The organism is Shewanella pealeana ATCC 700345, from assembly GCF_000018285.1.
GTDB classification, from domain to species: Bacteria; Pseudomonadota; Gammaproteobacteria; order Enterobacterales; family Shewanellaceae; genus Shewanella; species Shewanella pealeana.
On sequence record NC_009901.1, the window covers coordinates 2,062,389 to 2,078,258 of the forward strand.

Below are 15,870 nucleotides of genomic sequence, written 5' to 3' on the forward strand. Positions count from 1 at the left end.
GGATATATTTACGGCGTCTTGTTAACGCACGGTAGGAAAGCTCCCTTTTAGGGAGTCTGCTTTATAACAGATGGGCAAAGCCACCTTCTTCAGAAGGTGGATCTTTTACTTTTTTACTCATAAACAATCTGGCCTTTAGTCGAATAGAGTAGGCAGGTAAAACCGCGATATAGTGACTTATTACCGTTTAATTGTGGGAGTGGCTTAATGGATGCCAGTGAATTACAGCCTATTTTACAGTTCTTACAACAAAGAGTGCCGTTTGATTCTCTAAATGCTGGGGCGTTATCACGCTGCTGTCATGGCTTGACTATAGGTTATTACAGTAAAGCCTCCAGTTTTGTTCCGCTAGATCCCGCTAACCCTCAGCTTTATATTGTCCGTAGTGGTGCATTTGAGGTTCGTGACAGAAATGGCGAGCTACTCGATAGGTTAGGAGAAGGCGACTATTTCGGATTTCCATCGCTTTTGTCTGGCGAAGAGGCCAGTAATCGGGTCGCTATCTTAGAAGATGGTCTGGTGTATCACCTGCCACCGGTTATATTTGATTTTTTGCGTCAGGAGAGCCGCGAATTTGATCGGTTCTTTAATCGTGCCTTTGCCAAGAGACTGCGTCATCAGGGACGATTTAAGGCTAAAGAGCTCACCACGACGAGCAGAGTCTCGACGCTTATGTCTAAGTCGCCGCAGACCATAGACATGAAGGCCAGTGTGGCGCAGGCTAGTCGATTAATGCGTACCTCTCGAGTCTCATCTGTGTTAGTTATTGATAATAACAAGCTGGTGGGGATCTTAACCGATAGGGATTTGCGTAACCGTGTATTGGCCGAAAACCACGATGGTAGCCTACCCGTACATCAGGCTATGACGACCACACCTGTGTCGATAGAGTCGAACTCATTGGTGTTCGAGGCCATGTTATTGATGAGCGAGCACAATATTCATCATCTCCCCGTCGTCGATAATGGCGTGACAACGGGGGTGGTAACCAGCACCGATATTCTACGAGGCCAGAGTTCTCAACCTTTATTGCTAATTGGAGAGATAGAGCGGCAAAAAGATCTACAAAGCCTCATTCAAGTCAGTAAGCAAATTCCCCTGCTGCTACAAAACTTAATTAGCGCAGATGCCAGAGCCGAGGAGATAGGAAGGGTGTTAACTTCAGTCACCGATGCCCTGACAAGGCGTTTAATCGTACTCAATCAACAAATTCTTGGTGAAGCGCCTATGGCTTTTTGTTGGTTAGCTTTTGGTTCGCAAGGAAGGCAAGATCAAGCCGCTTGCTCAGATCAAGACAACGGATTACTGCTTGCCCATGAGCCTGATGAAGCGGCTGAAGGCTACTTTGACGCCTTGTCGCACGCCGTATGTAAAGGCCTAGATGAGTGCGGTTATATCTATTGTCCAGGTGACATCATGGCGCAAAATCCTAAATGGCGCATGTCTCTGGATAAGTGGAAGCAAGTCTTCGAACGCTGGGTCAATACCCCAGAACCTATGGCCTTGATGCATGCCAGTATCTTCTTTGATATGCGCAGTGTCTATGGCCCGCAAACGCTATTTGATGGCTTACAAGATGCTGTGCTGAGTAACACCAAAGACAATGATATCTTTCTTGCTGGATTAACTGGGAACTCCCTGACAAGCTCACCACCATTAGGATTTTTTAGGAAATTTGTACTAGAAAGAGACGGCAGTGAAGTGAAAGGCATCGATTTAAAACATAAAGGTAATGCGTTGATAACCGATATTGCGCGAGTGTATGCGCTTTCTGCTGGGATTAAAGAGGTCAATACTGCCAAACGCATCCGGGCCTTAATGGACCAAAGTATCATTAATCGTAAAGATGCGCTTAATTTGGCCGATGCCCATGAGTTTATTGCGCATATGCGCTTGTCTAACCAAGGCTACCAATATACTCAATCTTTACCTGTGACTAACTACTTGATGCCTCAGAATCTTTCTTCCTTGGTTAGGCATCAACTAAGGGATGCATTTAAAGTGGTTCACGACGGCCAAGTTGGACTAAAGCTTAAAATGATGCGCAGTTATTAATGGTTAAGAGGTTTATCCATGTAACAAGATTGGGACTATTAATTTAGGTTGTTACTTTGAGAATGGAAAATTTGAGAAATTTATACTTAAAAACACGACTACAGTTTAATGCCTTGCTATCTCAAGATACCGTGATTAGTGGTTATCATCGCGCATTAGTGACACAGATCTCTAAGCCTTTATCGCAACTGCCCTTGATGGCAGTGGATCTGGAGATGACAGGGTTAAATAGCCAGTTCGATCAGATCTTGAGTATCGGTCTGATACCCATTCGCAACGGTTTACTGCAAGTATCCCACTCGAAGCATCTGTTGGTGAGCATAGATGGCAGCGTCGGTGACAGCGCGGTGATCCATGGAATTGTAGATAACCAATTAACCCAAGCTGTTAGCCCTAAACTGGCCATGGCGTGGTTTTTAGAGCAGACCCAGGGCCATGTGCTCGTAGCTCATCATGCACCGTTAGATCTTTGCTTCTTAAAAGCCGAAATTCAGCGCTGTTACGGTCAGACGATTCAGTTTGTTGCTATCGATACCATGGCTGTTGAGAAGAGGCGTCTGCTGATGCAGATTGATGTCATCAAAGAGGGGAGTTTAAGGCTCGATGCCTGTCGTCAACGCTATGGGCTACCTGTTTACGCAGCGCATAATGCGGCTATAGATGCGCTTGCCTGTGGAGAATTATTGCTGGCGCAGATAGCAGCAATTGCGGGAAACGATGAATTAAGTTTATTTGACTTATTAAATTAACGCTCATCTCATCAGATTACGTAAACCTCTACTTAGCTAACTACTGTCTTATTTACAGACATCATCTCTTAATCATGGTTTTAGTTACATTTTTAGTATTTTTCTTCGACAGACACTCAGATAAGTTATCTATAGTTAATTCATGCACGCCCTTAACTGGAGGATTAAATGGCATTTCCATTAATTTGGTTAGGCGCCGCAGCGGTTGGTGCGGCAATTATTGCCGAAGAGCGAGATAAGCAAAAAAAAATTGCGATGAAGCGTAAGCAAGGAAAGGCAAAAAGTGAGCATCTACAGGGGCAATCGGCAGAGCTTGCTCCTAGCATCTGGAAAACTGGCGACAAGATGGTTGCACCTGAGCCTGGCGGGATTGTTTGTTGTTTCGTATTTGGCGTGATTGAGCATACAGGTATTTGGCTTGGTGATAATACGCTGGTGGAACTTCATGGCAGTGGTTTGGTACGCGCAGTATCGATAAAGCGTTTCTTAGCAGGACGCACCGGAAGCCGTATCTATCAAGCTTGCAATCATCAGCATCAAGCCTTAATTGGTGCTCAAGTGCTCGATAGAGCAAAGCAGTCAATTTTTAGTTATCGAGACTATGACTTGTTTGATAATAACTGCCACCGTTTTGTCTGGTATTGTTTAAGTGGTGAAGAGCAACCTTTATCAAGCTTTAGTAAGCTTAACGATAAAATCGGCAACCACTTTTCTGAAGCGGTTTACTGGGATGAAGTGGATTTATACTGATTGGCATTAAATTACATTAAGTCAGCGTTAAACGCCCATAAAAAAACACCGATATGACTCGGTGTTTTTTTATTAATGCAATGCAAACTATAACGTTAGCCGCAGAAATGCTTAACCGCTTTCGCGACGAGCTCAATACCTGTTTTATCACAAGGAGGTAGCTCTGCATCGCTAGTATTAATTGGTGTGACTCTGTCACCCCATTTAATCAATGCCGCAGCAGACGTTAGACCTGCACCAAATGCACAAGATAGAATAGTTTGGTTAGGTTGAATTTTACCTTGCTCTAGGGCGTCACAGATTGCAATCGGAATGGTCGCTGCAGAGGTGTTACCGTAGTTGGCTATGTTCACAACCGCTTTCTCTTTCGGGATCTTCATGCGGCTAATTAACGTATCGATAATACGCTCGTTCGCCTGATGAGGAATAACCCAATCGATCTCTTCTTTATCGATACCGCACTTTTCGATAACTTTAGCGCTTAACTTACCCATGCCTGCGATAGCGCGTTTAAAGATCTCTTGACCGTTAAATTCTATGTAGAAATCTAAAGATGAAGCTTCAAATCTATCCATAGCCGTACCAAATCCAGCTTTAAGGATATCACGGCCATCTGGGTCGTTATTTAGCTCATAACCCAATACACCAATCGCTTCGTCAGTTGCTTCTAGCACGACAGCGCCAGCGCCATCACCGAAAAGTACGGCAGTGTCGCGACGAGACCAGTCTAAGAAAAATGAAAGACGCTCGGCACCGATCACAAGTACTTTCTTACACTGACCGCTCTTGATCTGTGAACTACCTAAGCCTAGGCCATATAAAAAGCCACTACAGGCGGCGTTGATATCAAAAGCTGCACAGGTTGCACCCACTTCAGCCTGTACGGTAGAAGCAATATTCGGGATCAGGGTATCTGGGGTCGCCGTGGCAAGAATAATCATATCTAGTTCACTACCATCGATCCCCGCTGCTGCGAGTGCTCGTTTGGCGGCAACAGAGGCCAAAGCCGACGTATCAACGTGGCTAATGTGTCTTTGGCTAATGCCTGTGCGCGGTTTGATCCACTCGTCTGAGGTTTCAATAAAAGTGGCAAGATCATGGTTTGTTAGGGTGGCAGGCGGAACACACTTTCCCCAACCAGTAATAGTGGCGTACTGCATCTAGGTATTCTCTATCAATTAAAAAGGCAGAACCTGAGCTCTGCCTTATGGGATCTGTATAAGTGAAGTTTAGCAAAAATCATGCTAATCAAACTGTGAGTTAGTCGTCTTGTTGGCTAACTAATACGCGGATCGCTTCGGCAGCGTGTATGATATGTGCGCGTAATATCTCGACAGCTTTTTCAACATCTTTCTTCTTACAATATTCAAGTATTTCACGGTGATCTTGTTGAGCCTTAGGTACACCGCTTGCAAGAAATAGTTGTAATCGAACGTAACGGTCACAACTCGTATTTAATCCTTGAACAACTTCAAGCGTGTGGGGACGATTCGCCGCACTGTAAAGGCAAGTATGGAATTGTGAGTTTAACCCACTCCAGTTTTCAACTTGATCTTTATCTTGGAAAGCTGCATCCATTTCTTGCAGAATACTCTCGGCTTGATTGAGATCTTCTTCACTTAAGTTAGGTATCGACTTCGCGAGCAAGTCGCCTTCGATCAGTGCTCGTAATTCAAAAAGTTCGGTAACATGCTCAACAGACAAGAGTGTTGCTGTTGCGCCTTTATGGGCTTCAAATTTCACTAAGCCTTCGGCTTCCAGTTGCAATAAGGCTTCTCTTACCGGAATTCGGCTAACATTTAGTTCATCAGCTAAGGCGCTTTGACGTAACGGTTTTCCCGCCGCAATTTCACCGGAAAGGATTTTTTCCCTAAGCACCACAACCACAATTTGTGTGCGAGTTTTATGGACGATAGGTGTTGTTCTGCTCATAGTTCCCGATTTTTTTGTTATTTATACAAGTTGATCCGTCCTAGGTTACCGCTAATGCCATTATAATGAAAGGGAAACCATAGGTTTCCCTTTCACATTTGACATACTTAAAACGTGATGACGCCAGTTTGGCCTTCAATAACGCGAGTCGGTAATAGCGCTTTTGGCATATTCTGATAACAAATAGCTCGCTCGAATCGTGCCATTGCAGCTGAACCGACTGAGGTTGTACGGCTATCGGTACTGGCTGGGTATGGGCCACCGTGGTTCATTGTGTGGCACACCTCAACGCCTGTAGGCATCTGGTTGAAAATTAAACGGCCAACATTGAAGGCTATAGCTTCAATTAGGGTTCTATTTTCTGTGATTTCAGACTCTAAACCGTGTACTGACGCGGTAAGCTGCCCTTCAAGTTGTTCGGCAATAGACTGCATCTGTGCGCGATCATCACACTCAACTAGCACTGCACATGGACCGAACACTTCCTGCTGAATGTCATTTGATGCGATAAAATCTGCAGCTGTCACTTTTAATGCAGTTGGGCGGGTAAAGTGGTTAGCTGGCGAAGACTCACCTTGAGCGATAAGCTCTACTTTTGGATTGGCTACTAGCGCTTCAATTTGCGCTTGATATGTGCTGGCGATTCCAGCTGTCAGCATGCTAGCCGCGCTTTGAGATGCGATATCTTGTGCCAGAGTTGCCTTGTAGCGGTTAAGTGCTTCACCTTTTACAGCGACTATCACTCCAGGGCTAGTACAGAACTGCCCGTGTCCCATCAACATAGATTGAACTTGAGTCGATGCTAAGCTTTCAGCTTGCTCTTCTAAGATCTCAGCTAAGATAAATTGCGGGTTGATTGAACCTAACTCGCCATAAAATGGGATAGGTTCAGCACGTGCGGCACATAGATCAGATAAGATGCGGCCTACCTTGAGTGAACCAGTAAAGCCTACAGCCTTGATGGCAGGATCTTTGACCAGTGTAGTTGACACCTCAGGTGCAAAACCTTGTACCAGATTAAATACGCCGTTTGGCATATCGCACTTAACTGCAGCACGCTCGATTGCGCGGCTGACTAATTCACTGGTTGCGGCGTGTGCAGGATGGCCTTTAACTACAATCGTACAGCCAGCAGCGAGGGCCGATGCTGTGTCGCCACCCGCAGTTGAAAATGCAAGTGGGAAGTTAGATGCACCAAAAACAGCAACAGGGCCTAGTGGAAGGGTTGTCAGTCTTGTATCTGGCTTTGGTAGTGGCTGTCTTTCTGGGTTAGCCAGATCCACATAGCGGTTATCAATTGGGTTTCTAAGGTTGCCAGCGAATAATCTTAGTTGACCACAAGTACGCCCTGTCTCGCCTTGAAGACGCGCCATTGGTAGACCGGTTTCCAAGTGAGCCGTCTCGGTAATTGCTGCTATGTCAGCTTGAATTTCATCGGCAATCGCTTCAAGAAATTCTGCGCGACGAGTCGGCGCTAGGCTACGGTATTGAACAAAAGCTTTCTTAGCCGCAGCCGTTGCACTTTCAACCACAGCCTGGCTTGCGTTTGCAAAGCGCCATGTGAGTGCTTCGTTGGTCACAGGATTAGTACTGTTAAAGTCGGTTGATTCGTTAGTCCATGCACCATTGATAAAATGTTGGCCTGAAATTGCAACTTGGGTTAAATCTGTCATGTTTGCTCCTGAGTGTTAAAGCTCAATTAGAAATTCTATAGGGTTACACTACCTGGAAACCGAATGCATATGGGTCGTTATCATCTACAGTAATGGCATTCTTGCCGATGATCCGTGCCCAGCCTTTGATACTTGGCATTATCGCCTTGTGATCGCCGACTGTCGTTTCAGCTTCGATACGGCCGACAAATTGGCTGCCGATAATGCTTTCATGGGTGTATTCATCGCCAACGCTCAACAGACCTTTGGTATAAAGCTGTGCAAGACGCGCGCTGGTGCCTGTTCCGCAAGGCGAACGGTCGATAGCTTTATCGCCGTAGAAAACGGCATTAGCACCGTCGGAACCATCGCTGATGGTATCTCCAGTCCAAAGCACGTGGCTAACGCCGTTCACGGTTGGGTCATCTGGGTGTATGCAGCTCAATTGTTGCTGCGCCACTTCTCTAACTATCGGACTCCACTTTAAAATATCACCTGCACTCCAGTGACGAAGGCCCGGAAAGTTTGCTTGGGGATCGACGATAACGTAATAGTTACCACCGTATGACACATCGACCTTGAGCGTGCCGAGTCCTGGAATGTCTAGGATTTGATCTTGATGAGCTAAGTAAGCAGCAACATTATAAATTTTCACCCAATCAACTTTTTCACCTGTTTGTTGGTAGTCGATTTTTATCTGTCCTGCTGGAACATCGATAATCAATTGCCCAGGTGTCTTTGCTGTAAGTAAGCCCGACTCAATAGCGGCCGTGATAGTGCCTATGGTGCCATGACCGCACATAGGTAAGCAGCCACTGGTTTCGATAAAAAGGATTGAGGCGTCGGCGCTGTCTGAACAAGGAGGGTAAAGAAAAGCACCTGACATCATGTCGTGGCCGCGAGGTTCAAACATCAAGGCTTTACGGATCCAATCATACTCACGAAGAAAATGTTGGCGTTTATCGCTCATGTTATCGCCGAGAAGGTGAGGATGGCCGCTGGTAACTAATCTGACTGGGTTGCCACAGGTATGAGCATCAACGCAAAAAAACGTGCCTTTTAGCATGTAAAACACTCCATTGTTATCGTTATTGATAAAGTGATCAAAGCCAGTCGTTTAATTTGCATTAAACGGCTGGCTTTATAAACATCAAACTTTAATTAGTCGATGTTGTACGTGTCTAAATCGATGCGAGCCTCAAGTGCATGAGCAATCACTTGCTGAACTTATGCACGCTCTTCACCGATAAGTGTAAGACGAGGTAGACGTACGTTTTCGCTACCTCGGCCAACGATTTGCTCTGCAAACTTGATACATTGAACTAGCGTCGGGATAGTATCTAGACGTAGTAGTGGCATAAACCAAGGGTAGATTTCACGCGCTTCTTCAATACGACCAGCGCGAGCTAGCTTGTAACACCTTGGCAATTCACTTTTATATTAAGCCTCTATTACTGCTATGCAGCGTTTGGAGTTAGGCGTTGATTGGTATATTGTATACGCATGTGTTCAAATTGAAACCCTTTTGTTTAGGGAATGTATCTGAATTTTTACTACTAAAATCACAAGAATTATTGTATACAATATCCAAATGTTAACTCTGGAGCAATAAAAATATGCAGTCGATCACTATAACCCCTGATTTATCGAGCAATTTCAAAGATTTTGTCACCATAGATGCTCACACCGAAGGGGAGCCGTTGAGGGTTATTATTTCGGGATATCCAGAGATCAAAGGTTCAACCATCTTAGAGAAGCGCCAATATGTGCAGCAAAATCTTGATACTTATCGCAAATTGTTAATGCATGAGCCAAGAGGTCATGCAGATATGTACGGTGCACTTATTACTGAAGCTGTTACCGAAGAGGCCGATTTTGGTGTGCTTTTCCTGCACAATGAAGGTTATAGCAGCATGTGCGGACACGGAATTTTGGCCTTAGTTAAGGTGATGTGCCAAACCGATTCTATCGATTTAGGGCTAGAGCCACGCACCATTAAAATCGATTCACCAGCGGGTTTGATTACCGCCAAGGCTTATCGAGATAGCCAAGGGAAAATTCAAGCCAGCTTTAAAAATGTCGACTCTTGGGCCGATGCATTAAATTGCAGTGTTAACGTCGAAGGCTTTGGCGAGGTTAACTATGATATAGGCTTTGGTGGAGCGTATTATGCGTATGTCGACGCTGACGAGCATGGTATAAGCTGTGGTCAAGATAATGTTGCACAGCTTATCGATGTAGGAAGGCGAATTAAGCATGCTGTGATGGCATCACATACGTTAGTGCATCCGCTTGAAGAGGACTTGAGCTTTTTATATGGCACCATCTTTACCTCTAAGAAGGTGACCAATCCTGAGGCGCACTCCCGCCATGTGTGTATTTTTGCTGATGGGGAGGTGGATCGTTCACCTACAGGTACAGGGGTTTCTGCTCGGGTGGCGCTACTATACGCTAAAGGCGAGGTAGCCTTAAATACACCGATAATGATTGAAAGCATTGTGGATGGCAGAATGATTGTTAGTGCATCGGCTGAGTCAGAGTTTCACGGCAAGCAAGGGGTGATCCCTGAGGTTTCTGGTCGCTCTTTTATTACCGGTAAGCACCAGTTCTTTATCGATCCTGACGATGTGTTCCAAAATGGCTTTATGTTGCGTTAATCGTGTCAAAGATAATTGAGTGGAGAAAAAGCTTATGAATAATGCTCAACCTGACACACTGACCGTTGTAGGTGCTGGAATTGTGGGATTAGCCGCCGCAATTGAATTACAGCGGGCAGGTTTTAACGTTACAGTGGTGGATAAAGAGGGGGCCGGCACGGGAGCCTCTAAGGGCAATGCGGGTCATTTTGCAACCGAACAAGTATTCCCTTTAGCTGATCCGGCCATGTTACCTAAACTACCGGGCATGCTGCTGGACCCACTAGGGCCGTTTCGCATTCAACCTAGATACTTTTTAAAGGCGTTACCTTGGTTTTTGCGTTTTTTACACAATATGCTGCCTTCACGAAGAGTTCAGAATAGCCGAGCGATTAAAGCACTTAATCAAGATTCAATCGCTGCGATGAAGTCCCTTACTGCGTTTTGTGGCTGTGAAGAGCTGCTCACCTTGAACGGTAGCTTGCTGGTATTTGAAGGTACTCCGTTGCAGGAAGTACAGAAAGAGTTTCGCGCTTATGCCGATGCAGGGGTGGAACTGCAGTTACTTTCTGGAGACGAAGTCAGAGCGCTAGAGCCATCCTTGACGACTAACATCACCAATGCCCTGTACTTTACTCATGTTGGTCATACAGAAGATCCCTATCGTTTATGTTTGGCACTTGAATCCAAATTTAAAGAGATGGGCGGGAAGGTTGTTACCGAAGAGCTAGTTAAGATCAATACCTCTAATACAGATCCGAGCATTACCTTAGAGACTAACTCGGGTAGCCATAAAACCGAATGCCTGATAATCGCATCGGGGGCTTGGTCGAAACCTTTTGCTAAGCAGCTGGGGTACTCGGTACCTTTGGAATCAGAGCGGGGCTACCATTTGATGATGCCACAGCTTAGCCGTTTGTCACGTCCGGTAGCTTCTTATAACCGTAAGTTCATCATCACTCCTATGCGTGATGGCACTCGGCTAGCGGGCACCGTTGAGTTTGGTGGATTAAAAGCACCATTAGTCGAGGCGAGAGCAAATTGTTTGTTTCCTCATGCTAAAGCACTGCTGCCAGAGCTGTTTGCTGATGCGACAGTTGAGGACGGTGTGCGTTGGATGGGCTTTAGACCTTCTATGCCTGATAGCCTGCCAGTTCTAGGGCGTAGTCAAAAGCAATCTAATGTGTTCTTCTCATTCGGTCATCAACACTTAGGGCTGACTTGGTCGGCGATTACGGCAAAGTTATTGGCCCAAGAGGTGCTAGGTAAACAAGCCGATATTGACTTAAGCCCCTATAGAATCGATAGGTTTAGTTAGAGCCTGCTATATGCTGTTTTGTAGACGTTGATTTAAAAATGGAGTTTTAAATGAATAAGTTTTAAAAGTTAATCTTTATCGAGAGTAAGCAGAACAACTAGCATATTTCTAATCGATGTTTAGTAGCTAATTTTTTGCACCAATTCAGCCACTTTTTTGGCGGATAGCACAGCACCTTCGTGAAGGCCGTCATAGAGGTAGGCGCCGACATGGTAGGTGTGATTGTCACCATTGTTATCGATTATGTTACGGCGATGACGAAATGCATCGACAGTATAAAGTGGCGTGTGGTGCTCAAATGTTTGAATGATTTTTTCTTTCGCGATCAGAGCGTCAATATTGAAAGCCAGACTATATTGTTGCTGTGGCGCTAAGTTACAGATCCGATTAAGGCTAGCGTTATAACCCCAGCCAGCCTGAGTTTGGAAAAAATCGAATTCTGACGGATGCGTTATCCCAAAACGCTGGTATACCCGAGGGTCATTGTGGAGCACGGTTTTGGCCGTGTTTTTCTTCCAGGGAGAGAAGTAAACAAGTTCAGCTGCACTTGGATCGGATAGAAGTGTAAGTACCAGATCTGGGGGAACGGCTAAGACTAGCTTGTCGAAATGCTCACGGGAGTCATCGTTAAATAGCAGTGTGACGCAATTATTAGAGCGATTCACTGATTTTATATTCGCATTTACAATAGCTTCTCCGTTTATGCGTTGTTCAATTTTCTCTATATAACTGTAGACTCCGCCATCTATACGTTTCCAGTTGGCCCAAAAATATCGCCTAAAAATATTAAATGCTAACTCCGCAGGCACTTTCATGGTGGCTTTATAGGGGATAGAGAAACAGTACATAGTAAATAACTTTAACCAGGTATTGTTGACCTGATGTTGACTGACAAAATCGGCTAAAGGCTTATTTTTAAGTGATGACAGTGGCTTGAAGTGTGTTTGCAATAATAGCCTGTTGGCAGAGAGGTAAACGCAAATAAGTTTGAAGAACTCAACTATAAGTGACAAGCCCTTGGTATTTCCAGTGATCATAGTGGGTGAGAGAAAGCGTTTCTTATTGCGCTTAAACAGAGCCGACCCCACAGTTAAGGGCTTAAGTTCAACGTCGAGCTCATCCATTAGAGATATGAAATGTTTAAAGTTACTCGAGAACTCCACCACACCGCCTTCAAGAGTTAACTCAGGGGCCATGTTTGCGACTTTTACATTCTTATTTACCGTGCGTATATGCCCGCCCAGTATGGATTGCTTCTCATATACGGTTACATGGTGCCCTTGCTTGCTCAGGTAGTAGGCGGTAATCATACCGCTGGCCCCGCCACCTATAATCGCAAACTTCATTATTTTCCCCCATATTCGTAAGTGCGGTGTGGTTATCGTTAAATTATAGAATACGCTCTCCGCTCAGGTGCTGGTATAGCTTAGCTCCGGTCCAAAATGTACCTGCAAAGCCTGCGTATCCTGATGAGGCGTTACAAAAGTAGAGCCCTTTAAGCGAGCTGTTATGATTTAAACGCCATAGATTGAAATTACTGGGAGTCATCGCTGAACCATATGAGTTACCTTCTGGGCACCAGCAGAAGTCTTCATTTGTCGTCGGGCTACCCGTGCTCTTATAGGTTAAGTGTTCCCGAAAGTTTGGAACGTAATGCTCCTCTACAGTATTCACAATAGCATCTAATATTGCTCTTTTCTTCTGTCTATAGGCCCTCGGATCCCGCGACTTTAACGCCTTAAAATACTGGTAATCTGCGACAGTAACGAACTCGATGATCTGATGACCCTCTGGTCTATCGGAAGAATCTTGGGTTAAAAATCCGGGGGTGGACATTGCAAAACTTGGGGCAGAGTAATCATGTTGGTTATACATGGCATCGAAGGCTAGATTGAGATCCTTATGATTAGAGTGAAAAATATTCCATCTGCCAAAGCCGTAGTCCTCAAGATTAATATCTTTAACGGCGCAGTAGGCCATAAAGTTAGAAGCTGAATAGTCATAGTCCAATTGTCTTCTAAGTTTTAAAGAGAACTTTTCTATGCCGATTAGGTGGGCAGCTTTTTTAGGATCCATATTACAAATAGTGCACTTTGCGTCATAGCGCAGCGTGATATTGGTTGTCAGATCTGTCGCTTCAACTGCCACTACTCGATCATTCTCCAAAACAAAATTGTCGACCTGAGTTTGGTAGATGATCTGTCCGTCGTTAGCTTCAATAGTGTCGACTAAGCTTGTTATCACATGTTCGAAATGATGAGTGGGGTAATAAGCTCCCCTCTGATAACCGGTAAACAGTAGCACCCAGGCACAAAATGAAAGCTGATTAGGGGGAAGTAAAAAATCTGGCCACTGCAATGCTAGTAATGTTTGTGCTTCCAGTGGCAGCTTATGTTTGTCAAACATCTGCTGCAGAGTAAACTTGATATTCCGGTATGCGGTTGCGGCTTGTTCTAGATTTTTAAGGATATTTTTAAATCGCTCGTCACCGGACAGCACGCCGAGTCCATTTGCCGTTCGCCTGACCTCATTGATGAAGGTGGTGCATTGCTTAGAATGTTTAGGAAACAGCTCCTTAAGCCTTGAAAGCAGTAGATCGGAGTCATAGGGAATATCGAGTTGATACTCAGGCATACGCATATGATCGAAGCCTTGAGGATCGAATGATTCGAAAGTGACCTGTTCCTCTAATTGCAGCTTTTTAAGAACGTTGTTGACTGTATCACCTTCACCACAATTCCAGACGTAGTGAAGCTGGGCATTGAATTTGTAATGCTTTGCGATAGGGAAAGTATGGCCAAATCCGCCGGGGTATTCATGTGCCTCTAGTATCACGACCTTCTTACCAGACTTTGCACTCAGCGCGGCGAACACTAATGCGGATAGTCCACTACCGACTATTAAATAGTCTGTATCCATTATCGACTCCATCTGCTGGTGGCGAGATTCGTTAGTTTCACTTTTTGGGACTAGAAAACACAGTGCCTTTAATTGTAGTTTGCGAGTTGATAGCCAGCAAATACGAGTATGATTTTAAGAGTGGGTTATGAGTTTGATTAGAATTTAAGTAAATATAGATTTTCGTCTCTTGAGCTTGTGTATTCTACAATGGCTATATTGTCGTTGGTATTAAGGTTACTCATGGATAAAATTGCAATGGATAGGTCTCAAGAGGTTCTCCTTCAAATTACAAAAATAGTCGAAACAGAATGCAGTCAGGATGCGAGTGCGTTACTAGATGAGGGTTTTGTTTTGCTCGCTGTAAATACCAACGTGTTTGAAGATAGTGAGAATCGCTTTGTCTATGCTTTAGGCTTTCCCAAACCGTTAGATAAACTCAGTGATTGGGCCAAGTCGAACTTTTAGCCACTATTTACTAGATAGGGATATATAAACGGATGATGTTGAGACTGAACCTGTTATTGATGTCTAATGCTTGCATTAAATTTGCATTAAATTTGCATTATTAGCCTGATTTATGTGAAAACATAGCTAACAATCTGAACGGATAATAGAAAAAGGCACAACAAAGTACCAGTAATAGGCCAGCCTCGTCGGTTAATCGTCTTGTCTGTAGCGGTTTGGCGCTGAACACGCCAAAGTGACAGATTAACTAAAGCGAAAATAATTAGAATAATAAAGCTGGTGGTTTTGGCCAGTGTGACTAGGGGAAGCCAAAGTGCGAAAAAGCACACTATTGCGGTAATGATAATGGTGGCGTTGATTGGAGTTTGGGTTTTGCTGTTCACCTTAGCGAAAAAAGCGGGTGAGCGTCCTTGGCGAGCCATACCGTAAAGAACACGAGCTGCCATGATTATCTGAACGAGTATGCCGTTTAGAATTGCAAATAGACTGATGATGCCGATTAAGGTACCCGCCATGGGATGGTGGGGGAGCAGGATATCTTTAAGTGGAGCATCTGAGGCCGCAAGTTGATCTAAGGGAAGAGAGAAGACTGCGACTAGTGCAACAATGACATAGAGTAAGCTAGCACTAATGAATGCCAGTATTATTCCCCTTGGCATGGTTTTGCTTGGAGACTTAACCTCTTCAACAATGTTGACCATATCTTCAAAGCCGATAAAGGCATAAAAAGCGAGAAAAGCGCCGCTGAGGACACCTCCTAAAACGAGTGAGCTTTCTGGAATAAAAGCTTGCTGTATATCTATGGAGGCCGGAAGCGCGCTGCCTGCAATTGTAATGACCAGCAAAAGCCCGAATACTTCAATGACAGTTAACAACGCTGTGAGCCAGAGTGATTCAGCAATACCCCATATCGCAATGAGTCCGAGTAATAGCAGCATAACTGAAATGCTGACATGGCGAGGGATCTCGACAAAATGGGCTAAGTAGCCGACAAAACCATTTATGAGTGTTGCGGATGAGACTATGCCAGTAAACACCACAAGGTAACCAACAATGATGCCGTAATAACGGCGGTGAAAGCCCTGCTCAACATAACAGGCTTCACCAGCGCTTTGAGGAAAGCGAGATACTAGCTCACAGTAACTGAGCGCAGTAACATAGGCAATGATAGCGGCAACAATAAAGGAGAGCGGGGCGAGCATACCTGCATTGGCTGCTACTTTTCCGACTAATACGTAAACCCCTGCGCCGAGCATGGTACCTAAGCCATAAAGTGTCAGCAGGGGCAGGCCTATCTTTCGCGCCAATGGGCTATCAGTGGCAGAAGAGGAGCGGGGTGTTCTCAGTTGAGATTTGTGAGCTTGCATGAGAATGGATATTCGCTGATTAACAAGTACTACTTTTAGTCTAGT

At 44.8% G+C, this 15,870-nt stretch carries 13 protein-coding genes and 1 pseudogene; 6 read left to right on the plus strand and 8 right to left on the minus strand.

The genetic code is table 11. The features are described 5' to 3' along the window. Nucleotides 1–207: 207 nt before the first annotated feature. The 3 genes from SPEA_RS08915 to SPEA_RS08925 all read left to right on the plus strand — a co-directional run bounded on the left by SPEA_RS08915 (nucleotide 208) and on the right by SPEA_RS08925 (nucleotide 3,554). The gene (locus tag SPEA_RS08915) at nucleotides 208–2,055 is read left to right on the plus strand and encodes a DUF294 nucleotidyltransferase-like domain-containing protein (RefSeq protein ID WP_012154941.1); all 1,848 of its coding nucleotides are present in this window, start codon (nucleotides 208–210) and stop codon (nucleotides 2,053–2,055) included. 62 nt (nucleotides 2,056–2,117) lie between these two features. After that, a complete protein-coding gene (locus SPEA_RS08920; protein ID WP_012154942.1) occupies nucleotides 2,118–2,804 on the plus strand; it encodes an exonuclease domain-containing protein in 687 nt (228 codons plus the stop codon). A 168-nt stretch (nucleotides 2,805–2,972) separates the two neighbouring features. Then, a complete protein-coding gene (locus SPEA_RS08925; RefSeq protein ID WP_012154943.1) occupies nucleotides 2,973–3,554 on the plus strand; it encodes a lecithin retinol acyltransferase family protein in 582 nt (193 codons plus the stop codon). Nucleotides 3,555–3,649: 95 nt separating this feature from the next. Here the strand turns inward: SPEA_RS08925 and SPEA_RS08930 are convergent, their stop codons facing one another. The 5 genes and pseudogenes from SPEA_RS08930 to SPEA_RS08950 form a co-directional block, all read right to left on the minus strand. Beyond that, nucleotides 3,650–4,714 (minus strand): ketoacyl-ACP synthase III, encoded by a 1,065-nt coding sequence (locus SPEA_RS08930; protein WP_012154944.1) that lies wholly within the window; start codon nucleotides 4,712–4,714, stop codon nucleotides 3,650–3,652. Nucleotides 4,715–4,814: 100 nt separating this feature from the next. Then, nucleotides 4,815–5,486: a GntR family transcriptional regulator gene (locus SPEA_RS08935; protein ID WP_012154945.1), complete on the minus strand. Its 672-nt coding sequence runs from the start codon at nucleotides 5,484–5,486 to the stop codon at nucleotides 4,815–4,817. A 107-nt stretch (nucleotides 5,487–5,593) separates the two neighbouring features. Next, entirely contained in the window at nucleotides 5,594–7,159 is a 1,566-nt protein-coding gene (locus SPEA_RS08940) for an aldehyde dehydrogenase (NADP(+)) (protein ID WP_012154946.1), read from the minus strand. Nucleotides 7,160–7,202: 43 nt separating this feature from the next. Beyond that, nucleotides 7,203–8,204, minus strand: coding sequence for a 4-hydroxyproline epimerase (locus SPEA_RS08945; RefSeq protein WP_012154947.1), 1,002 nt, complete (start codon nucleotides 8,202–8,204; stop codon nucleotides 7,203–7,205). A 95-nt stretch (nucleotides 8,205–8,299) separates the two neighbouring features. Continuing rightward, nucleotides 8,300–8,554 (minus strand): annotated as a pseudogene (locus tag SPEA_RS08950) (dihydrodipicolinate synthase family protein); the annotation flags it as partial. A 200-nt stretch (nucleotides 8,555–8,754) separates the two neighbouring features. Here SPEA_RS08950 and SPEA_RS08955 point away from each other — a divergent pair. Both SPEA_RS08955 and SPEA_RS08960 read left to right on the plus strand, forming a co-directional pair. Then, complete coding sequence (locus tag SPEA_RS08955; RefSeq protein WP_012154949.1) at nucleotides 8,755–9,795, plus strand: proline racemase family protein; 1,041 nt, start codon at nucleotides 8,755–8,757, stop codon at nucleotides 9,793–9,795. Nucleotides 9,796–9,829: 34 nt separating this feature from the next. Continuing rightward, nucleotides 9,830–11,092 (plus strand): NAD(P)/FAD-dependent oxidoreductase, encoded by a 1,263-nt coding sequence (locus SPEA_RS08960; RefSeq protein ID WP_012154950.1) that lies wholly within the window; start codon nucleotides 9,830–9,832, stop codon nucleotides 11,090–11,092. A gap of 119 nt (nucleotides 11,093–11,211) precedes the next feature. Here the strand turns inward: SPEA_RS08960 and SPEA_RS08965 are convergent, their stop codons facing one another. Next, entirely contained in the window at nucleotides 11,212–12,438 is a 1,227-nt protein-coding gene (locus tag SPEA_RS08965; protein ID WP_012154951.1) for an FAD-dependent oxidoreductase, read from the minus strand. 43 nt (nucleotides 12,439–12,481) lie between these two features. Then, on the minus strand, nucleotides 12,482–14,011 hold the full coding sequence (locus tag SPEA_RS08970) for a phytoene desaturase family protein (protein WP_012154952.1): 1,530 nt from the start codon (nucleotides 14,009–14,011) through the stop codon (nucleotides 12,482–12,484). A 222-nt stretch (nucleotides 14,012–14,233) separates the two neighbouring features. On the opposite strand from SPEA_RS08970, the gene SPEA_RS08975 reads away from it, so the two are divergent. Further along, complete coding sequence (locus tag SPEA_RS08975) at nucleotides 14,234–14,458, plus strand: hypothetical protein (protein ID WP_012154953.1); 225 nt, start codon at nucleotides 14,234–14,236, stop codon at nucleotides 14,456–14,458. 110 nt (nucleotides 14,459–14,568) lie between these two features. Here the strand turns inward: SPEA_RS08975 and SPEA_RS08980 are convergent, their stop codons facing one another. Continuing rightward, nucleotides 14,569–15,765, minus strand: coding sequence for an APC family permease (locus SPEA_RS08980; RefSeq protein WP_041411372.1), 1,197 nt, complete (start codon nucleotides 15,763–15,765; stop codon nucleotides 14,569–14,571). Nucleotides 15,766–15,870 lie beyond the last annotated feature (105 nt).